Raw genomic sequence first — 18,612 nt, 5'->3', positions numbered from 1 at the left:
CGCCGCCCCGACCCGCGAGGCGGCGACCCGGCGTCCGTGCCGGCGCAGGTCAGGGGCGGGTGGCGAGCCAGGTCTCGAAGGCGTCGAACGACGTCGGGCGTCCGAGGAACCGCTCGACGAGCTCCGCCGCGTCCGCCGTGCCGCCCGGGGCGAGGATCGCGTCGCGGTAGCGGCGGCCCACCTCGGGGTTCATGAGGTCGTCGCCGAACGCCGTGCGCAGGTCCTTCGCGATGACGAGGCTCCAGAGGTACGTGTAGTACGCGGGTCCGTACCCCTCGAGGTGGCCGAAGCCGGTGACCTGGTGCGTCTCGGGCAGCGCCGCGTACGGCCCGAACCGCGCGTCGATCTCCGCCGTGTAGGCGTCGAGGTCCTCGGGCGGGGCCGCGTGCAGGCCGTACGACAGGGCCGTGAAGTTGAGCTGCCGACGCGTCCACGCCCCGCGCCCGAACGCGTCCGCGCGACGCATCCGCTCGACGAGGTCCGCCGGGATCGGCTCGCCCGCGTCGTCCGTCGCGAACGTGCGCAGGACGCCCGGGTCCCACGCCCACTCCTCGAGCAGCTGGCTCGGTGCCTCGACGAAGTCCCACTCGGTCGCGACGCCCGTGAACGCGGCCCATCGCTGCGCGCCGCCGACGATCTCGTGCACCAGGTGCCCGAACTCGTGGAAGAACGTCACGACGTCGTCGTGCTCCATCGTGCCCGTCGGGAAGTTGCAGACCAGCACGCCCTCGGGGAGGTGCTCGCCGACGACGCCCGGCACGAGGGGGAACTGCGCGGCGTGGTTGAACTTGCCCGGTCGCGGGTGCATGTCGAGGTAGACGCGGCCGATGCGCTCGCCGTCGGACTCGACGTCGAGGACGTCCACGTCGGGGTGCCACGTCGGCGCCTCGACCGGCACGAACGTCAGGCCCAGGAGCCGGCTGACGGTGCCGATCACGCCGTCGCGGACCTGCTGGTAGCGGAAGTAGCGGCGGACCTCCTGCGCGTCGACGTCGTACTGCTCGCGGCGCACGACCTGGTCGTAGTACAGGCTGTCGGCCGGGGTCACGGCGGCAGCGGACGGGTCGTCGGCCCGGAACCGGGTGAGCAGCACGTCGACGTCGTCGCGCGCACGGTCCACGGTCAGGCCGTCGAGGCGGTCGACGAAGTCCCGGATCGCCGCGCCCGAGCCGATCATCTTGACCTCGGCGTCGTAGCTCGGCCAGTCCGCGTAGCCGAGCAGCTGCGCGCGCTCGTCGCGCAGCCGCAGCAGCTCCGCGAGCACGGGCCCGTTCTCGGGCCAGGCCAGGCGCAGGTACTCCGTCGTGAGGGCCGCGCGCACCGACGCGTCGCGCGCGTACGTCCGCACCGGGATGAGGTCGGGGTAGTCCGTCGTCAGCGTGACGAGGCCGTCGTCGCCCGCGGGGTGCTCGGCGCGGAAGTCGTCGGGCAGGCCGTCGAGCTGCTCCGGGCGGACCTGGATGCGGCGCGTGCCCTCACGGATGTTGCGCGCGAACTCCAGCCCGAGCTCGGTGCACCGCTCCGCGAGCGCCTTGAGCTTCGCGCGCTGCTCGTCGGACTGGTCGACGCCCGCCCGGCGGAAGTCGCGCAGCACGTGCTCGCGCAGGCGGCGCGCGTGCTCGTCGAGCCCGTCCTCCGTCGTCGCGGCCAGCACCTCCCACAGGTCGCGGTCGAGCCCGCGCGCCGTCGCGAGGTCCTCCGCGGCCTGCGCGCGCTCCTCCGCGGCGGACCGCAGGTCGGCGTCCGGGTGGACCTCCGCGAGCAGGTGCGCCGCGGCCGACGCGCGGCCCAGCGCGAGGTCGCTGCGGTCCCACAGGTCCAGCACCTGCGCGGTCGTGCGCGGGGTGCCGTCCTTGAGGGTCGCGAGGTGGGCGCGGGCGGTGTCGAGGGACGCGTCGACGGTCTCCGCGAGGAACGCGGGCCAGGCGTCGGCGTCGGTGGGGAAGCGCGTGGGAGCGGCAGTCATGCGCCGACGCTACACACGCCGCCGGGGGTGTCGGGCGGCGATGTCGGGTGGATCCACGAGCCCGCCGGGTGCCAGGCCGGTGTCGGGGGAGCGGCCCGTGAGGCAGTAGAGGACGCCCGCGGGGTCCCGCATGACGGTCCACCGCGCGAAGCGTTCGACGACCCGCGCGCCGAGGTCGACGTGCTCCGCGACGACGACGTCCCGGTCCGGCCCGGCCGCGGCGACGTCGACGTGCCCGGTGACGTGCGTCCGGCCGTCGTCGTCGCCGAGCCGCTGGAGCAGCAGCCGCACGGGCATCCCGTCGGGCCGGGCGAGCGGGACGAGCTCGCGCGCCGTGTCGCCCGCGACGGCCCAGCCGGTCAGCGCGGACCAGAAGGCGCGCTCGCGCTCGACGAGCGGCGCGGGGATGTCGAGGCAGAGCTGGTCGACGCGCGCCCGCCCGCCGCGCGGTCCGTCGACGGGCGCGGGCCGTCGACGCTCCCCGCCGTCCGGCACGACGCAGAACACGAACCCGCCGGGCGAGGCGAGCACGACGTGCTCCTCGCGGTACAGCTCCGTCGCGCCCAGCCCGGCGGCGTCGGCGGCTGCCGCGGGCACGTCGTCGACGTGCAGGTCGAGGTGCACCCGCGGCCCGTCGTCGAACCGCTGCACGCGCAGGAACGCGTCGCCGTCGGGCGGCAGCAGCGTGGCGAACTCGCCGTCCGGCCCGCGCGGCGTGGACAGGTGCGTCGCGGTCACCGCCTGCCAGAACGCGACCCCGTCGGAGAACCGGTCTCCGGGCAGGTCGAGGAAGATCGTCGCCCACACGACACGTGCACCGACCGACGCGCTCATCCGTCCTCCTCCGCCGGCTCCTCGGCCGTCGCCTCGTCCACCCAGTCCAGCAGTCGTCGCAGCGCGTCGTCGGCACCTCCCGTGACCACCCGCGGTGTCCCGGCCACCACGAGGCCGGTCGACCCGTCGGCGGCCAGCAGGTCGCCCTCCGTGACCGTCCGGCGACCGACACGGACGACCCCGCACGCGACGTCGACCTCCACGTCGGCCGCCCCGACCACGGCGGGGAGGCCCAGCGAGCGCGCGACGACCGCGGCGTGGCTGGACGCCCCGCCGCGCGCGGTGAGCACGCCGACCGCCGCGCGGAACCCGGGCAGGTCCTCGGGCGAGGTCTCCGGTCGCACCAGGAGCACAGGCCCGTCGACAGCCAGACGCACGGCCGCAGCGGACGTCAGGGCGACGCGACCGGCGGCGACCCCCGGGCTCGCGGGTGTCCCTCGCGTCACGACGTCGTGCGGGTGCGCGGGGTCGAGGTGCGGGACGCGCGCCTGCCGGAGGTGCGCGGCGGTCACCCGACGCACCGCCTCGCCGCGGTCGAGCAGGCCCTCGTCGACCAGGTCGACCGCAACCCTCACCGCGGCCCGCCCGCTCAGGGTCGCGCGACGGACCTGCAGCAGCCAGAGGCGGCCGGACTCCACGGTGACCTCGACCTCGACCGCGTCCCGGTACCGGCGTTCGAGCACGTCGAGCGCCGCGCGCAGGTCGGCCCACGCGTCCGGGGCGACGGCGGCCAGGTCGGTCACCGGCCGCACCGCGGACGTCCCGTCGACGACGTCCGCACCCTGGTGCCGCACGAGCGCGTCCCCCACCGGTCCCGGCGCTCCCGTCAGCGGGTCGCGGCTCTGCACGACGGCCGAGCCGCTGCGGGCGTCACGGTTGCCGAACACCATCGCCTGCACGACGACCGCGGTCCCGGCGTCGTCGGGGATGCCGTGCAGCAGCCGGTACGTCCGGGCGCGCGGCGCACCCCAGGAGTCGAGCACCGCCGCGACCGCCTGCTCCACCTGCGCGGAGGCGTCGTCCGGCGGTGCGCCGTGCCGGTCGACCGTCGCCCACCCCTCCCGGAGGCGCCGACGGCAGTCACCGGCGAACTGCTCGTCGCCCGTCTCCGCGGCCAGCGCGGCCGTCGCGTCCGTGGTCAGCCCGACGTCGAGCACGGTCGAGAGCATGCCGGGCATCGAGACGGCGGAGCCCGACCGGACGGAGACGACGAGCGGGCGGTCGCCGCCGAGCGTGCGCCCGGTCTCGGCCTCGACGTGCGCGAGCCCTGCCGCGACGGCCGCGCTCACCTCGTCCGGCAGGCGTGCCCCCGGCCTGGCGGTGCCGTCCGTCCTCGTGCCGCTCCACGCCTGCCACGCGTCCGTCCCGATGACGAACCCCGGCGGGACGGGCAGCCCGAGCCGCGCGCACACCAGCAGACCGTGGCCCTTGCCCCCGACGATGTCCACGCCGGGGGAGTCGGCGGCACCGAGGAGGAACGTCGAGGTCACGGGGCTAGCATCCCTCGTGTGCCGGAACCTGCCGCGACCGACGCCGACCTGCTCGTCCTGCACGCGCTGCGGTGCGTCGGCCACGCGGGCCTCGCGCGCGTCGCGGACGCCGCCGGTCTCCCGGAGGACGAGACCGAGTCGCTGCTCATCGACCTGGCGCTCGACGGGCTCGTCGTGCGCGACGGCGGTCCCTCGGGCACGTGGGGGCTGACGGACGCCGGTCGGGTCGCGGACGCCGACCGTGTCGCCGCCGAGCTCGACGCCGCGGGCGCCCGCGACACGGTCACGTCGGTCTTCGACGACTTCCTCGCCCTCAACCCCGAGGTGCTGGACCTGTGCTCGGCCTGGCAGGTCCGGACGGTCGACGGCCTGACCGTGCCCAACGACCACGCGGACCAGGCGTACGACGACCGGGTGCTCGCCGCGTTCGTCGACCTCGACGGTCGGGCGGCCCTGGTGCTGCACGCGCTCGCGGGTGCCCTGCCGCGGTTCGGCCGGTACCGCGTCCGCCTGGCCGACGCCCTGGCGCGTGCGCAGCGCGGTGCCCGGCAGCACCTCACGGACACGACCGACTCGTACCACGCGGTGTGGTTCCAGCTCCACGAGGACCTGCTCGTCACCCTGGGCCGCCCGCGCTGGTGACGTCCGCCTGACGGCCGCGCCACGCGGGTGGAGGGCGGGCCTGTGGTCAGTGGCGGCGGGCGATCGTCGCGAGGTCGAGCGCGTCGATCATGACGCCCGTGTCCTCGCGGACCCAGCGCGCGCCGGTCGCGCGGCGCTCGTCAGGACGGGCGTACCGGTAGCGGTAGGTGCGCGCGCGGACCCAGCGGGGGCGCTCACCGTCGAACGGGTCGTGCCGCAGGAGCCGCAGCGTGGGGCGGTCGGCCTCCAGGAGCCGGACGAGGAACGGCACGAACCAGCGCAGCTGCGCGGACGAGCCGAGCGCGAGGAACCACATGCCCCAGTCGAGCCGCAGGTGGTAGGGCGCGAACTGGCGCGGCAGCCGGCGGACGTCGCCGGGCTTCCCGTGGAACCCGTACTCCTCCCAGTGCGCGCCCGGGCCGGGTTCGGCGTCGCGCGTGCCCTCGACGGCGACCTCGGTGCGCTGCCGGGTGATCGTGCCGAACGCGCCGTAGGCGTTGACCAGGTGCCAGACGTTGAACGACGCGTTCATGCGCTGGTGCCGCGAGACGAGGTTCCGCAGCGGCCACCAGGACAGCACGACGCACAGCGCGGACACGGCGAGCACCACGACGACGAAGGCGACCGGCGGGTCCGCGGCGCGGGCGGGGCCGGCGACGTCGACGCCGAACGGCCGCAGCACCGCCGCCCACGACGCGTCGTCGATCGCGGACAGCGCGAGCACGATCGTCAGCCAGTTGAGCCACGCGAAGTTGCCCGACAGCACGAGCCAGAGCTGCGTCACGACGACGACCGCCGCCGCGACCGCCGCGACCCGCCCGGGGACCAGCAGGAACCACGGCACGACGAGCTGCGCGACGTGGTTCGCGGCGACCTCGACGCGGTGCAGCGGGCGGGGGAGCAGGTGGAACAGGCGGCTGAGCGGGCCGGGCATCGGCTGCGTCTCGTGGTGGTAGTAGAGCGCGGTGAGGTCGCGCCACGCGGGGTCGCCGCGCCACTTGATGAGCCCCGCGCCCAGCTCCAGCCGGAACACCAGCCACCACAGCAGCGCGAGCACGGTGACGGGTGGCGCGACGTCGTCGGACCCGAGGAACGCGACGAGGAACCCGGCCTCGAGCAGCAGCGACTCCCAGCCGAACCCGTAGAAGACCTGCCCGACGTTGACGACCGACAGGTACAGCACCCAGAGCACGAGGAACGCGAGCATCGGGACCCACCACGGGCCGGCCTGCGGCAGCCCTGCGGCGAGCGCGACGGCGACGACCAGCCCGACCCAGCCGAGCGCGACCAGCCGCCGGTCGGAGTACCGGCGCAGCAGGCTCGGCGACGACCGCCACGGCACGCGCGCCACGAACGACGGCACCGGCAGGAGCCCGTGCTCGCCGAGCAGCGGCCGGAACTGGCGCAGGACCGCGACGAACGCGACGACGTACACGGCGGCGACCCCGCGCTGCACGGCCGCGCGCGCCACGGTGTAGCCCTCGGCGTCGAACCACTCCACGCGCACCACTCCCGCCGTCCAGCGTGCGCGCGGGGCGGTGCGGGCGCGACCCGGTCAGCCGCCGATCCGGTCAGCGCCCGATCCGGTCAGCGGCCGGGCGGGCAGCGGGCGGGCGGCAGCGGGCGGGCCGGCAGCGGTCAGGCGCGCACGAACGGGATCGCGCCGACCGTGCGCGTGAGCTCACCGCGCGTCGCGCGGTTCGCGGAGACGATCGACAGCACCAGTCCGTAGATCACCAGCAGCACGACGAGCGCCATCGCGGTGCTCAGCGGGCTCGCGAGCGGCACGGGCTCGTCGCTCGCGAACGTCATGAGCAGCACGACGTGCACCGCCAGCAGGACCCCCGTGTAGAGGAGCTGGCTGACGTGCCAGTTGATCGCGCGCCGCACGACCTCGTGGCCCGTCGGCGTGAGCGTCTTGCGCACCGCGGCGCGGTACCCGAGCGCGCCGACGAGCACGAGCAGGTTGCTCAGCATCGGCACGCACAGCAGCAGCCCGAGCCCCCACCACCACGCGCCCGCCCCGGTCGTGGGGGGTCCGCTGACGGGAGCCTCCTGCCCGGGTGCCAGGGGCGGCGGGACACGGTCGTACGGGGTGTTCGAGGGCCCGCTCGGGTCGCGCGGGCCGGTCGGCTGGGGGCTGGTCCACTCGCTCACGAGCCCATCCCACCAGGTCCCCGACGCTCGCCGCGCTCCGACACCGCGCGCCGAACGCAACATCAGGCGCGTCTGAGGCGCACGAAGCGCGCGCAACGTTGCGTTCGGGCGATCGAGGTATGGCGGGCGAACGGGGGGACGGCGGGTGGGGAGACGGCGGCGCCCGGTCCGTCGGGGGGCCGACGGACCGGGCGCGGGTCGGGGGCGTCAGGGGGTGGGCGACGGCTCCGGGGCGAGGTGGGTCTCGTGCTCGTGCGGGTGGCGGCGCTCCAGGGCGGCGCCCTCGACGTCGACGTCGGGCAGGAGGCGGTCGAGCCACCTCGGGATCCACCACGCCTTGTCGCCGACGAGGTGCATGAGCGCGGGGATCAGCACCATGCGCACGACGAACGCGTCGACGAGCACGCCGAACGCGAGCGCGAACCCGATGGGCCGGATCATCGCCGAGTGCGAGAACACGAACCCGCCGAAGACGGAGATCATGATGATCGCGGCGGCGGTGACGACGGCCCGCCCTGCCCGCAGGCCCTGCACGACCGCGATCCGCGCGGGCGCGCCGTGCGCGTACGCCTCGCGCATGCCGGACCCGAGGAACAGCTGGTAGTCCATCGCGAGGCCGAACAGGATGCCGACGAGGACCGTGGGCAGGAAGTTCAGCACCGGGCCGGGCGTCTCGACGCCGAAGACGCCGGACAACCAGCCCCACTGGTAGATCGCGACGACGCCGCCGAGCGCGGCGAAGAAGGACAGGATGAACCCGAGCGTCGCGACGACCGGCACGAAGATCGACCGGAAGACCACGATGAGGATGAGCAGCGACAGGCCGACGACGACCGCGAGGTAGGTCGGCAGCGACGCGGCGAGCGTGTCGGAGACGTCGATGTTGCCGCTGGCCTGGCCTGCGACGCCGATCGACTCGACGCCGTCGACCGACAGGTCGCGCAGCGCGTGCACGAGCTCCTCGGTCGACTCGCTCGTCGGACCCTCGGCGGGCACGACCTGGAACGCGACCGTCGTGCCGTCCTCGGACGACCCGATCGGCGCGACCGCGACGACGTCGTCCTGCTCGAAGATCGCCGAGCCGATCCGGGCCTGCTCGACGGTCTCCTGTCCCTCGGCGGGCGCCTCGGGGAGCGTCGCGACGACGACGAGCGTGCCGTTCTGGCCCTCGCCGAACCGCTCGTCGATCGTCGAGTAGGCGCGGTACTGCGTGGAGTCGTGCGGCTCGGACGAGCCGTCGGGCAGGCCCAGCCGCAGCTCGGTCGCGGGGAGCGCGACGATCACGAGGGCGCCGACGCTGAGGAGTGCGCTCAGCACGGCCTTCCACGTCGTCATGGACCGCAGGGGCTTGGTCGGTGCGGCCACGACGACGTCGCCCGTGCCCGAGCCGGCGGCGGCGAAGGCGGCGCGCTCGCGGCGGTTGAGGACGCGCGTGCCCATCATCGACAGCAGCGCGGGCGTCATCGTCACGGCGATGAGGACCGCGACGAGCACGGAGAACGCGCCGACGGTGCCCATGAGGCCGAGGAACGGGATGCCGGTGATGTTGAGCGCGAGCAGCGCGATGAGCACGGTGGCGCCCGCGAAGACGACGGCGTTGCCCGACGTGCCGTTGGCGAGCCCGATGGACTCCTGCACGTCGTAGCCCTGCTTGAGCTGGCGGCGGTGCCGGTTGACGATGAACAGCGCGTAGTCGATGCCGACGGCGAGGCCGAGCATGACGCCGAGGATCGGGGTCACCGACACCATGTCGACGACGCCCGACAGGGACATCGCGCCGAGCGCGCCGATGCCGACGCCCAGCAGGGCCTGGAGGATCGGCAGGCCCGCGGCGAGGAACGTGCCGAGCATGACGACGAGCACGACGCCCGCGACGACGACGCCGATGACCTCGCCGACGCCGAGCAGCTCGGGCACGCCGCCGGAGATCTCGGACGAGTAGTCGACCTGCACGCCGTCGATCGGCTCGTCGAACGTCCCGACGAGGCCGTCCTTCGTCGCGTCGGCCAGGTTCATGGACGCCTCGGTGAAGGACACCGGCACGACGACCGCGCTGCCGTCGGCGGACACGAGGCGGATCTCGGCGGCCATGTCGAGCAGCGTCGAGCCGGCCTCGAGCTGCGGCTCCTGCGCCTCGAGCTCCGCGCGGCCCGCGTCGATCGTGGCCTGCTGCTCGGCCACGACGGCGAGCTGCGCGTCGAGCTGCGCCTGCTGCGCGTCGAGCTGGGCCTGCTGCGCCGCGACCTGCGCCTGCGCGACCGGACCGGCGCCCGCGGCCTGCTGCGCGGCGGCCTCGAGCTGGGCACGGCCCGCGTCGAGCTGCTGCTGCGCGGCGTCGAGCTGGGCCCGGCCGGCGTCGAGCTGCTCCTGGCCCGCGTCGAGCTGCGCGCGCCCCTGCTCCATCTGCGCGCGGCCGTCGTCGAGCTGCTGGCGCTGCGCCTCGAGGTCGGCCTGCGTCGCGAAGGGGTCGACGACGTCGCGGACGCCCTCGACGTCGCGCGCCTCCTCGATCCGGTCGGTGATGGCGGCCTTCTGCTCGTCGGTGAACGGGGACCCGTCCTCGGTCGAGACGACGACCGTGCCCGTCCCGCCCGCGGCCGACGGGAGCTCGCGCTGGAGCTGGTCGGTGACCTCGGCGGTCGGGGTGTCGGGGATCGTGAACGCGCTCGCGAGCGTGCCGCCGAAGGCGACGTAGGCGACGCCCACGGCGACGAGGACGGCGAACCAGCCGGCGACGACGGCGCGCGCGTGGCGCGCCGAGGCACGCCCGAGGCGGTACAGGAGCTCAGCCATGGTGGGGGTCTCTCCGGTCAGAGGTGGCGGTGCCGGGTGGTCAGTGCGAGGTCGGCGCGGGGACGCCGGTGGGGGTGCCGGTCCGGGCCGCGGGTGCGGCCGGTCCGGTCGCCGCGCCGTAGCCCGTGCGGGCGGCGGCGAGGAGGCGTTCGACGAGGTCGGCCCAGACCTGGCGTGAGCGGTCGTCGTCCGCGCCGCCGGTGGCCTGGTGCCAGTAGCCGTGCACGACGAGCGCGCCGCTCATGAGCGAGCCGACGAGCAGGCGCACGTCGAGCTCGTCGGCGTCGGGGTGGCGGCGCAGCAGCTCGGCCGACATGCGGCCGCTGACCTCGGTGAACGCGCGGCCGATGAGCGCGGCGTGCCGGGGGGTGAGCTCGTCGTCGGTGGTCTTGCCGAGCACGCGCGTGAGGTAGGCGATGGGCGTGACGAGGTCGGTGGCGCGCAGGGCGTGCGCGAGCTCGTCGAACATCGTCGCGTCCGCGTCGGTCGTGGCGTGCGACTCGAAGCTGTCGACGACCGTGCCGAGGATGTCGCCGCACACGGTGATGACGATCTCGTCGAGCGACTCGAAGTGGTTGAACACCGTGCGCCGGGACACGTCGGCGCGCTGCGCGAGCTCGTCCACGCTGAACGACGTGCCGCCGGTCTCGCGCATGAGGGCGGCGGCGGCGTCGACGATCGCGCGGTGGTGCCGCTCTCGCAGCGCGGCGCGTCGTCCGGTGGTCACGGTTTCGACACTAAGTGCACCGTTGCACTCAGTGCAATCTGAGTCGGACCTCGTTCACCCCGCGTGCAGCGTGAGGAGCGCCACACCCGGGTCGGGGTCGGACGCGAGGCGCGCGTGCGTCTCCACGTCGAACCGCTCGTCGCCGTACCGGAGCTTCGCGCGCTCGACGCCCTCCGCCGCGAACCCCGCACCCGCCGCGACCTTGCAGGACGCCGGGTTGTTCACCCGGTGGCCGAGCTCCAGCCGGAACAGCCCGAGGTCGTCGAACGCGAACCGCGCGACCGACGCGACCGCCCGCGTCGCGAGCCCGCGACCCCGCTCGCTCGCCGTCAGCCAGTACGACACCCACGCCGTGCCGTGCCCGTGCTCGACGTGCGCGAGCGCCACGTGGCCGACCGCGCGCCCGTCGACGCGCACAGCGAACGCCCACGTCGGGTCCTGCGACGCGACGAGCTGTGTGGCGATGAGGTCGCGCGCGGCCTCGACGGTCGGCACCGCACCCCCGCCGAGCTGCAGGACCAGGTCCGGGCTCTCCGCGACCGCGGCGACGAGCGCCTCGGCGTCCGACGGCTGCCACGGCGCGAGCGTCGCGACGCGCCGCGCGGTCGGCACACCGGCGGACGCGGTGACCGGCCCGCGGGAGAGACGACCGGGCACGGGAGGCGTGCGCCGGCCCGTCGGTACGGCCCCCGGCAGCGTGCGGCGAGCGGTCGCGCCGGTGCCCGGCAGCGTGCGGCGGGTCATCGGGCCGCCACCCGGAGGACGTCGTCGACGCGCTCGACGGAGACGCGGCGCAGGTCGTGCGCGAGCGCGGTCGCGCCGGCGTCGACCAGCGCGTCCGGGGCGAACGTCCCGACGACCGCGACGACCGGCATCCCCGCCGCGCGCGCGGACGCGACACCGTCGGTCGTGTCCTCGAACGCGAGGCAGTCCGCCGGGTCGAGGCCGAGCACCGCGGCGCCGCGCACGTACGGCTCGGGGTCGGGCTTGCCGCGCGTCACGTCCTCCGACGTGACGAACACGTCGGGCACGGGCAGCCCCGCGGCGCGCAGCCGCGTCGTCACGATCTGGCTGCGACCCGAGGTCACGCACCCCCACGCGCCCGACGGGAGCGCGGCGACGAGCTCGCGGGCACCGGGCAGCGCGACGACCGACGCCGCGGCGGCCAGCCCGGCCTCGCGCGAGAGGTCGAGCGCCCGCTCGCGCAGGTCCGACGGCACGAACCCGTCGACGAGGTCCTGCGCACGCGCCGCGACCGACGCCGCGACGATCGGCTCCGGGGCGATCCCGATCGTCTCCGCGAGCCACCGCCACGCGCTGCGGATCGCGTCCGCCGAGTCCACGAGCGTGCCGTCGACGTCGAACAGCACGCCACGGCACTCGACGACCCAGACGTCGGACGGCACGGTGAGCGGGGAGGACATGCCAGCAGCGAACCAGGCGTCGCGCGGTCCTGCCCGCTCGTCCGCCTCCCGGGCGTCCGCCGCTCGCCGTCCGTCGACGGGCGGGAGGCCCGCCGCGCCCGGGTTACGGTCGGTCGCATGCACCTCGTCGTGAGCAACGTCCGTCCCTGGGGAGCCGAGCCGTCCGACGTGGTGGTGACCGACGGCAGCGTGAGCGCCGTCGTCCCGGCGGGCACCGCGACCGTGCCTGAGAGGGCTGTGCGCGTGGACGGGCGCGGGCTGCTCGCGCTGCCCGGGTTCGTCAACGCGCACGCGCACGTCGACAAGTCGTGGTGGGGCCAGCCGTGGGTGTCGTACGGCGGCGAGGCGACGACGCAGGGCCGCATCGCGCACGAGCGCGCCGAGCGCGACCGGTACGGCATCCCGTCCGTCGCGTCGACGACCGCCGTGCTGCGTGAGCTCCTCCGGCACGGGACGACCGCCACGCGCACGCACGTCGACGTGGACCTCGGCGTCGGGCTGCGCGGGATCGAGCACGTCCGCACGGCCGCCGTGGAGCTGGGCGGTGCCGTCGACGTCGAGGTCGTGGCCTTCCCGCAGGACGGCGTGGTCCGCCGCCCGGGCGTGCTCCGGCTGCTCGACGAGGCCGCCGCCGCGGGTGCGACGCACGTCGGCGGTCTCGACCCCGCCGGGATCGACCGCGACCCGGTGCAGCAGCTCGACGGGCTCTTCGAGATCGCCGAGCGGCGCGGAGTGGGCGTCGACGTGCACCTGCACGACCGCGGCGACCTCGGCGCGTTCCAGGTCGAGCTCATCGTCGAGCGCACGCGCCGCGCCGGCCTGCACGGCAGGGTCACCGTGTCGCACGGTTTCGCGCTCGGAGAGCTCCCCGCCGCACGTCAGGAGGACCTGCTCGACGAGCTCCGCGACGCCGGGATCGGCTGGGCGACCGTCGCACCGGTCGGCACCGCACCCCTGCCGTGGCGCGGCATGCGCGAGCGCGGCATCCCCGTCGGGCTCGGCACCGACGGCATCCGCGACCTGTGGTCGCCGTTCGGCGACGGCGACCTCCTGCGGATCGCGCTCGGGTTCGCGCGCCTGCACGGGCTGCGCACCGACGACGACCTCACGGACGCGGTCCGGCTCGCGACCTCGTCCGCGGCGGGGTTCGTCGGGCGCGACCTGCACGACCTCGTCGTCGGTGCGCCCGGCGACCTCGTCCTGGTCGACGCCGAGAACGTGCCCGACGCGCTCGTCCGCGTCCCGCCGCGCGCGCTCGTCGTGTCGCGCGGCCGCGTCGTCGCCCGCGACGGCGTCGCCCTCGTGTGACGCGAGCGCGGTCCGACCTGCGGCGGTCAGCCGGTCAGTGGAGGTCGCGCGACGACATCACGCGGTCGACGGCGAGCCGGAGGACGACGCGCTCGACGCCCGGCCGCGGGGGCCGGTACCGCTCGGCGTACCGCCGGACCGCGTCGGCGACCTCGGCCGGGTCCTCGACGACGGTCATCTCGCCCTCCAGCGTGAGCCAGCGTCGGCCGTCGACCTGGCAGAGCGCGGCCCGGGCGCGGCCGCTCTCGCCGGCGAGGCGGACGTTCGCCGCCTTGACGCTGCTCGGGCCGGTCGTCGTGCGGGTGACCCCGGCGACCGCGTCCCACGTGAAGCCCACGGGCACGACGTGGGGCGTCCCGTCGGGCCGCAGCGTCGTCAGCGTCGCGAGGTGGCGTTCGGTGACGAACGCGAGCTGGGCGTCGGTGAGGCGGAGCACGGCTCGACCCTAGGCGCCGGCGTCGTCACCGAGGGTCGAGGCGGAGCGTCACGTCGACGACGGACGGGCCGACGACCGTGCCGACGATCCGCGCGCCGTACCGGTCGTACTTCGCGTGGTACGCGGCGTCGAGGGCGGGGTGCACGTCGGGTGCGGGCGTCGCGAACGCGACCTCCTTCTCGATCCCGCCGACCTGCACACGGCCCGTCCCGGACGCTTGCGCGCGGCGGAACCAGCCGTTCGACGGCCCGTACGCGGAGCGGATGTAGACGTCGTCGCCGGCGCGCACGACCCAGATCGTCACGCCCGGCCGCAGGGTCCCGTCGGGCCGGTACGACGCGACCCGCAGCTCGTCGGTCGCGTCGACCACGGCCAGCTCGTCGGCGGTCCAGCTGCTCATCGTGCGGTCCTTCCAGACGACGCGTCGGGTCATGGTCCCCAGACCACCATGGCCCCCGACGGGGAGGGAGTGCCTGTCGTGACGGGTACCCGCAGGGCCTCCCTCGATGCGGCGGGCGGACGTAGCGTCGACGGCATGGACAACCGCGACGAGATCCGCGACTTCCTCGCGTCGCGCCGGGCGAGGATCACCCCGCAGGAGGCGGGGCTGACGGCGTTCGGGTCGAACCGTCGCGTCCCCGGGCTGCGCCGCGAGGAGGTCGCGATGCTCGCCGGGGTGTCCGCCGACTACTACGTGCGGCTGGAGCGCGGGAACCTCGCCGGGGTGTCCGAGCAGGTCCTCGCGTCGCTCGCCGACGCGCTCCGGCTCGACGAGGCCGAGCGGCTGCACCTGCACGACCTGGCGCGCGCGGCGGGCACCCGGCCCGGGCGCGCACGTCGCCGCCCGCCGCTCGTCGTGCCCGAGAGCGTGCGCCTGCTGCTCGACGCCCTGACCGGCGCGCCGGCCGTCGTCCGCAACGACCACCTCGACCTGCTCGCGTGGAACCCGCTGGGCCGCGCGCTGTACGACCCCCTGTTCACGGGACCGTCGCACGACGACCGCCGCCCGCCGAACCACGCGCGCTTCGCGTTCCTCGACCCCGCCGCGCGCGACTTCTGGGTCGACTGGGAGCGCGCCGCGCACGACACCGTGGGCATCCTGCGGGGCGTCGCCGGCCGTGACCCGCACGACCGGCACGTGCAGGACCTCGTCGGTGAGCTGTCGACCCGCAGGGAGGAGTTCCGCGCGCTGTGGGCCCGGCACGACGTGCACCTGCACCGCGGCGGCACGAAGCGCATCCACCACCCCGTCGTCGGGGACCTCGAGCTCCTGTACGACACGCTCGCGATCGCGCAGGCACCCGGCCTGACGCTGCTCGTCTACACCGCCGCACCCGGCACCCCGACGGCCGACGCCGTGCGTCTGCTCGCGAGCTGGGCCGCGACCCCGACCGCGTCGGGCGCGACGTCGCCCGCGTCGTCGCACCCGCGCTGACCGACCCACCAGGAGGACCCATGCACACCCGCTCGCTCGGACGCGACCTGCGCGTCTCCGCCGTCGGCCTCGGCGCCATGGGCATGTCGATGAGCTACGGCCCCAACCCCGGCGACCGGGAGGCGATGATCGGCGTCCTGCGCGGCGCCGTCGACCTCGGCGTCACGTTCGTCGACACCGCCGAGGTGTACGGCCCCTACGTCAACGAGGAGCTCGTCGGCGAGGCGCTCGCGCCGGTCCGCGACCAGGTCGTGATCGCGACGAAGTTCGGCTGGCACATCGAGGACGGCGCGATGGCCGGGCTCGACTCGCGCCCCGAGCAGATCCGCCGCGTCGCCGACGCGTCGCTCCGGCGCCTGCGCACCGACGTGATCGACCTCTTCTACCAGCACCGCGTCGACCCGGACGTGCCGATCGAGGACGTCGCCGGCACGGTCGGCGAGCTCGTCGCGGAGGGCAAGGTGCGCGCGTTCGGGCTCTCGGAGGCCGGGGCGGCCACGATCCGCCGCGCGCACGCCGTGCACCCCGTCGCCGCCGTGCAGAGCGAGTACTCGCTGTGGACCCGCGACCCCGAGCCCGAGGTGCTGCCGACGTGCGCCGAGCTCGGCATCGGGTTCGTGCCGTTCAGCCCGCTCGGCAAGGGGTTCCTCACGGGCACCGTCGACGCGTCCACGACGTTCGCCGACGACGACATCCGACGGCGGGTCCCGCGCTTCACCGAGGAGAACCGCACGGCGAACCAGGCGCTCGTCGACCACGTGCGTGCGCTCGCCGACTCGAAGGGCGCGACGCCAGGGCAGGTCGCGCTCGCGTGGCTGCTCGCGCAGCAGCCGTGGGTCGTGCCGATCCCGGGGACGCGGCGCATCGAGCGCGTCGCGGAGAACGCCGGCGCGACGGCCCTCGCGCTGTCCGCCGACGAGATCGCGGACCTCGACGGCCTCGCGGCGCGCGTCGGTGTCGCGGGGAACCGCTACAACGACGCCGGCATGTCGATGGTCAACCGCTGACCCGCTCGGCGTCGGCCGGTGTCGGCCCGAGCACCAGCGGTCACGCCCGCGGCGGCCGGTGTCCGACGGCGAACGTGCGCGTGAAGCCGAGGACCACGCCCCACGGCCGCCGCGGGTACGCGACGTCGAGCGCCGCGGTGTACTGGTCGAGGAACGCGGCGCGTTCGGCGTCGTCGGTCAGCACGTCGAGCACAGGCCGCAGCCCGGTGCCGCGCACCCACTCGAGCACCGGCGACGGCTGCTCGCCGCGCGGGTCCAGCACGTGCTCGTACGTCGTCTGCCAGACGTCCGCGTCGAGCCGGAGCGTCGCCAGGGCGTCGAGGTAGTCGACGGGCGCGGCCACCGCAGCGGCTCGCTGCAGGACGGGGAGCAGGTCGTCCGCGCGCGCGTGCCGGGCGGCGACCTCCCGCATGAGCGCGTGCGACGGTGCATCGAAGTTCGACGGCACCTGCATCGCGAACCACCCGTCGCCGGCGAGCGCGTCGACCCAGCGGGGCAGCAGGTCGAGGTGCCCGGGGACCCACTGCAGCGCGGCGTTCGTGACGAGCACGTCGACGGGCTGCCCGAGCGACGCCGGGTCCCAGTCCTCGGCCCGGACCTCGACCCACTCGACGCGGCCATCCGGGTCGAGTGCGCGGGCGGCGTCGAGCATCTGCGGCGAGGAGTCGAGCCCGACCACGCGTGCCCCGGGCCAGCGCTGCGTCAGGCTCAGCGTGAGCGGTCCGTCACCGCACCCGAGGTCGACGACGAGCCGCGGCCGCTCTGCCCCGACGCGCGCGAGGAGGTCGGCGAACGGGCGCCCCCGGTGCGAGGCGAACCGGGCGTACTGCTGCGGGTCCCACATGGCGGCCTCCCGCGTCCACAAAGTATCTCGACATCAAGATACCCGCCCGTCGCCGCGGGCGCGGTCCCGGCAGCCGGTCTCGGCTACGAGCGGTCGTCACCGCCGGAGGCCGCAGGACTCGCGACGCCGGTGTCGGTGAAGGCGCGACGCGTCACCATCGCCTGCCCCACGACCAGGAGCGCGAACCCCCACAGCGCATACCGGTCGGACGCGGCGAAGGCGTCGAGGTCCTGCGAGCCCTTCGCGATCGCGTTCCAGTTGAGCGCCGCGACGAGGTTGCCGAGCCCGACGACGGTCACGAGGCCGCCGACCGAGACCCACCGCCGGACCCACCGGGCCCACCCGCTCGCGCGCACCTCGGCCGGCGCGGCCGTCCCGGCCATCGCGGTGCCGCTCACAGGTACCGGAGCATGAACTCGGTCTCGGGGTCCCGGCCCATCGTGGGGTCCGGGGCCGCCGAGGCCGGCTGGGACGGGGTGGTGTCCGCCAGGCGTACGGGCTCCGGAAGAGCGGCGTAGCGCTGCGGTGCGGTCTCGTCCGGCATGGCGTCCCCCGTCGTCGGCGTGCGTCTCCTGCAGGCTAGACCTACGGGAGACGCCGCGTGGTCGGAACTGCCGCTGCTGTGCGGACCTCGGAGTGCGCGACGCCCGGGCTCGCCCGTCAGGGCGACGCGGCGGAGGCCCGACGACCCGGGAGCACGAGGTCCAGCACCCGGTGCAGCCGCCGCTCCTCAGGGTCCACGAGAGGCGGCACGAGCAGCGTCGTCATCCCGACGTCCACTGCCCCGCCGTCCCACCCGCCCCGGTCGCCGACCATGAGGACGTCCGACGCAGGGAGTGCCAGCCCGTCGAGCGCCGCCCGGAAGATCGCCGGGTCCGGCTTCGCGACGCCGAGCTCGAACGACAGCGCCCACGCGTCGACCACGTCCGCCCACGTGCGCCCGTCAGGCAGGCGGTGCGCTGCGAAGACAGGGCGCAGGTCGACGTGGATGTCGGACACGACGCCGATCCGGACACCCGCCCCGGCCAGCGTCGCGAGCAGGTCGCCGACGTCGTGCGCGAACGAGTTGGCCGCGACGTCCGACTCGGCCGCGTACAGCGCCGCCGCCAGGTCGTCGTCGAGCCCGGCCGCCCGGAACCAGTCCTCGTACGCGGCGCGGTGCCCGGCGGCGTCCGTGTCGATCGTCGACGACTCGACGGGCGTGCTGTCCGTGCCGCGCAGGGCGGCGAGCACGCGCTCGGCGTCCGTCGGGCTCGCCGGGCGGCCGAGCCGGTCGAGCGCCGTCCCGACGAGCCACGAGTAGGTGGGCGCGACGACGAGCGTGCCGCGCCAGTCGAGCAGCACCCCGCGGAACGCGGGCCTGTGCGGCGAGGGCGCCGACTCCTCGGTCGGCTCGGGCGCAGTCACGCGGCGACCTTAGCGGCAGGTGTGCCGGACGGGAGAGCCGCGCAGGGGACGACGCGTGGCGCGCCCGGTCCGCCTGCTATCTGCGGAATCGCCCGTTCATGCCCTACCGTCGCCAGAAGGTGCCCGTGCCAGCCGTCCGGAG

At 75.3% G+C, this 18,612-nt stretch carries 19 protein-coding genes; 4 read left to right on the top strand and 15 right to left on the bottom strand.

Annotation, left to right across the window (positions count from 1 at the left end; all coding sequences use genetic code 11):
- Positions 1–49: 49 nt before the first annotated feature.
- From OOT42_RS18520 to OOT42_RS18510, 3 genes are read right to left on the bottom strand one after another with little or no spacing between them, the layout of a single operon-like run.
- Positions 50–1,966 carry a M3 family metallopeptidase gene (locus OOT42_RS18520; protein WP_273652623.1) on the bottom strand — a complete coding sequence of 639 codons (1,917 nt, stop codon included), beginning with the start codon at positions 1,964–1,966 and terminating at the stop codon, positions 50–52.
- Positions 1,967–1,975: 9 nt separating this feature from the next.
- Positions 1,976–2,800: a VOC family protein gene (locus tag OOT42_RS18515; RefSeq protein ID WP_273652622.1), complete on the bottom strand. Its 825-nt coding sequence runs from the start codon at positions 2,798–2,800 to the stop codon at positions 1,976–1,978.
- Positions 2,797–4,290 (bottom strand): PEP/pyruvate-binding domain-containing protein, encoded by a 1,494-nt coding sequence (locus tag OOT42_RS18510; RefSeq protein WP_273652621.1) that lies wholly within the window; start codon positions 4,288–4,290, stop codon positions 2,797–2,799. The genes OOT42_RS18515 and OOT42_RS18510 overlap by 4 nt, the downstream gene beginning before the upstream one ends.
- Positions 4,291–4,308: 18 nt before the next feature.
- Between OOT42_RS18510 and OOT42_RS18505 the strand changes: the two genes are divergently transcribed.
- Complete coding sequence (locus OOT42_RS18505; RefSeq protein WP_273652620.1) at positions 4,309–4,932, top strand: transcriptional regulator; 624 nt, start codon at positions 4,309–4,311, stop codon at positions 4,930–4,932.
- 46 nt (positions 4,933–4,978) lie between these two features.
- On the opposite strand, the gene OOT42_RS18500 is transcribed toward OOT42_RS18505, so the two are convergent.
- The 6 genes from OOT42_RS18500 to OOT42_RS18475 all read right to left on the bottom strand — a co-directional run bounded on the left by OOT42_RS18500 (position 4,979) and on the right by OOT42_RS18475 (position 12,033).
- Positions 4,979–6,433: a lipase maturation factor family protein gene (locus OOT42_RS18500; RefSeq protein WP_273652619.1), complete on the bottom strand. Its 1,455-nt coding sequence runs from the start codon at positions 6,431–6,433 to the stop codon at positions 4,979–4,981.
- 137 nt (positions 6,434–6,570) lie between these two features.
- Positions 6,571–7,089 carry a hypothetical protein gene (locus OOT42_RS18495; protein ID WP_273652618.1) on the bottom strand — a complete coding sequence of 173 codons (519 nt, stop codon included), beginning with the start codon at positions 7,087–7,089 and terminating at the stop codon, positions 6,571–6,573.
- Positions 7,090–7,296: 207 nt separating this feature from the next.
- The gene (locus tag OOT42_RS18490; RefSeq protein WP_273652617.1) at positions 7,297–9,882 is read right to left on the bottom strand and encodes an MMPL family transporter; all 2,586 of its coding nucleotides are present in this window, start codon (positions 9,880–9,882) and stop codon (positions 7,297–7,299) included.
- A 40-nt stretch (positions 9,883–9,922) separates the two neighbouring features.
- A complete protein-coding gene (locus tag OOT42_RS18485) occupies positions 9,923–10,609 on the bottom strand; it encodes a TetR/AcrR family transcriptional regulator (protein WP_273652616.1) in 687 nt (228 codons plus the stop codon).
- Positions 10,610–10,663: 54 nt separating this feature from the next.
- The gene (locus OOT42_RS18480) at positions 10,664–11,353 is read right to left on the bottom strand and encodes a GNAT family N-acetyltransferase (protein WP_273652615.1); all 690 of its coding nucleotides are present in this window, start codon (positions 11,351–11,353) and stop codon (positions 10,664–10,666) included.
- Positions 11,350–12,033, bottom strand: a complete 684-nt coding sequence (locus OOT42_RS18475; protein ID WP_273652614.1) for an HAD-IA family hydrolase — start codon at positions 12,031–12,033, stop codon at positions 11,350–11,352. The genes OOT42_RS18480 and OOT42_RS18475 overlap by 4 nt, the downstream gene beginning before the upstream one ends.
- Before the next feature lie 117 nt (positions 12,034–12,150).
- Between OOT42_RS18475 and OOT42_RS18470 the strand changes: the two genes are divergently transcribed.
- Positions 12,151–13,341, top strand: coding sequence for an amidohydrolase (locus OOT42_RS18470; protein ID WP_273652613.1), 1,191 nt, complete (start codon positions 12,151–12,153; stop codon positions 13,339–13,341).
- A 34-nt stretch (positions 13,342–13,375) separates the two neighbouring features.
- Here OOT42_RS18470 and OOT42_RS18465 read toward each other — a convergent pair whose 3' ends face one another.
- Positions 13,376–13,777 (bottom strand): pyridoxamine 5'-phosphate oxidase family protein, encoded by a 402-nt coding sequence (locus OOT42_RS18465; RefSeq protein WP_273652612.1) that lies wholly within the window; start codon positions 13,775–13,777, stop codon positions 13,376–13,378.
- A 25-nt stretch (positions 13,778–13,802) separates the two neighbouring features.
- On the bottom strand, positions 13,803–14,177 hold the full coding sequence (locus tag OOT42_RS18460) for a DUF2255 family protein (protein ID WP_273652611.1): 375 nt from the start codon (positions 14,175–14,177) through the stop codon (positions 13,803–13,805).
- A 135-nt stretch (positions 14,178–14,312) separates the two neighbouring features.
- Here OOT42_RS18460 and OOT42_RS18455 point away from each other — a divergent pair, with 135 nt between their 5' ends.
- Complete coding sequence (locus OOT42_RS18455; protein ID WP_273652610.1) at positions 14,313–15,212, top strand: helix-turn-helix transcriptional regulator; 900 nt, start codon at positions 14,313–14,315, stop codon at positions 15,210–15,212.
- Between the two features lie 20 nt (positions 15,213–15,232).
- Positions 15,233–16,219 carry an aldo/keto reductase gene (locus OOT42_RS18450; RefSeq protein WP_273652609.1) on the top strand — a complete coding sequence of 329 codons (987 nt, stop codon included), beginning with the start codon at positions 15,233–15,235 and terminating at the stop codon, positions 16,217–16,219.
- A 40-nt stretch (positions 16,220–16,259) separates the two neighbouring features.
- Here OOT42_RS18450 and OOT42_RS18445 read toward each other — a convergent pair whose 3' ends face one another.
- The 4 genes from OOT42_RS18445 to OOT42_RS18430 form a co-directional block, all read right to left on the bottom strand.
- On the bottom strand, positions 16,260–17,063 hold the full coding sequence (locus OOT42_RS18445; RefSeq protein WP_273652608.1) for a methyltransferase domain-containing protein: 804 nt from the start codon (positions 17,061–17,063) through the stop codon (positions 16,260–16,262).
- An 83-nt stretch (positions 17,064–17,146) separates the two neighbouring features.
- The gene (locus OOT42_RS18440; protein WP_273652607.1) at positions 17,147–17,461 is read right to left on the bottom strand and encodes a hypothetical protein; all 315 of its coding nucleotides are present in this window, start codon (positions 17,459–17,461) and stop codon (positions 17,147–17,149) included.
- Entirely contained in the window at positions 17,458–17,607 is a 150-nt protein-coding gene (locus OOT42_RS18435) for a heme biosynthesis protein HemY (protein WP_273652606.1), read from the bottom strand. Before OOT42_RS18435 ends, OOT42_RS18440 begins: the two co-directional genes overlap by 4 nt.
- A gap of 116 nt (positions 17,608–17,723) precedes the next feature.
- Complete coding sequence (locus tag OOT42_RS18430; RefSeq protein ID WP_273652605.1) at positions 17,724–18,470, bottom strand: HAD family hydrolase; 747 nt, start codon at positions 18,468–18,470, stop codon at positions 17,724–17,726.
- Positions 18,471–18,612: the final 142 nt, after the last annotated feature.

Origin of the sequence: Cellulomonas fimi (genome assembly GCF_028583725.1) — a bacterium.
Classification (GTDB): Bacteria; Actinomycetota; Actinomycetes; order Actinomycetales; family Cellulomonadaceae; genus Cellulomonas; species Cellulomonas fimi_B.
The sequence above is the reverse complement of the archived record's forward strand: the minus strand, read 5'-3'. Positions and strand labels throughout refer to the sequence as shown.

Excerpts from the sequence above, each read along its gene's own strand:
- OOT42_RS18490 (WP_273652617.1), bottom strand. The coding sequence starts at position 9,882 with ATGGCTGAGCTCCTGTACCGCCTCGGGCGTGCCTCGGCGCGCCACGCG.
- OOT42_RS18470 (WP_273652613.1), top strand. The coding sequence starts at position 12,151 with ATGCACCTCGTCGTGAGCAACGTCCGTCCCTGGGGAGCCGAGCCGTCC.
- OOT42_RS18475 (WP_273652614.1), bottom strand. The coding sequence starts at position 12,033 with ATGTCCTCCCCGCTCACCGTGCCGTCCGACGTCTGGGTCGTCGAGTGC.
- OOT42_RS18455 (WP_273652610.1), top strand. The coding sequence starts at position 14,313 with ATGGACAACCGCGACGAGATCCGCGACTTCCTCGCGTCGCGCCGGGCG.
- OOT42_RS18460 (WP_273652611.1), bottom strand. The coding sequence starts at position 14,177 with ATGAGCAGCTGGACCGCCGACGAGCTGGCCGTGGTCGACGCGACCGAC.
- OOT42_RS18450 (WP_273652609.1), top strand. The coding sequence starts at position 15,233 with ATGCACACCCGCTCGCTCGGACGCGACCTGCGCGTCTCCGCCGTCGGC.
- OOT42_RS18515 (WP_273652622.1), bottom strand. The coding sequence starts at position 2,800 with ATGAGCGCGTCGGTCGGTGCACGTGTCGTGTGGGCGACGATCTTCCTC.
- OOT42_RS18435 (WP_273652606.1), bottom strand. The coding sequence starts at position 17,607 with ATGCCGGACGAGACCGCACCGCAGCGCTACGCCGCTCTTCCGGAGCCC.
- OOT42_RS18480 (WP_273652615.1), bottom strand. The coding sequence starts at position 11,353 with ATGACCCGCCGCACGCTGCCGGGCACCGGCGCGACCGCTCGCCGCACG.
- OOT42_RS18445 (WP_273652608.1), bottom strand. The coding sequence starts at position 17,063 with ATGTGGGACCCGCAGCAGTACGCCCGGTTCGCCTCGCACCGGGGGCGC.
- OOT42_RS18520 (WP_273652623.1), bottom strand. The coding sequence starts at position 1,966 with ATGACTGCCGCTCCCACGCGCTTCCCCACCGACGCCGACGCCTGGCCC.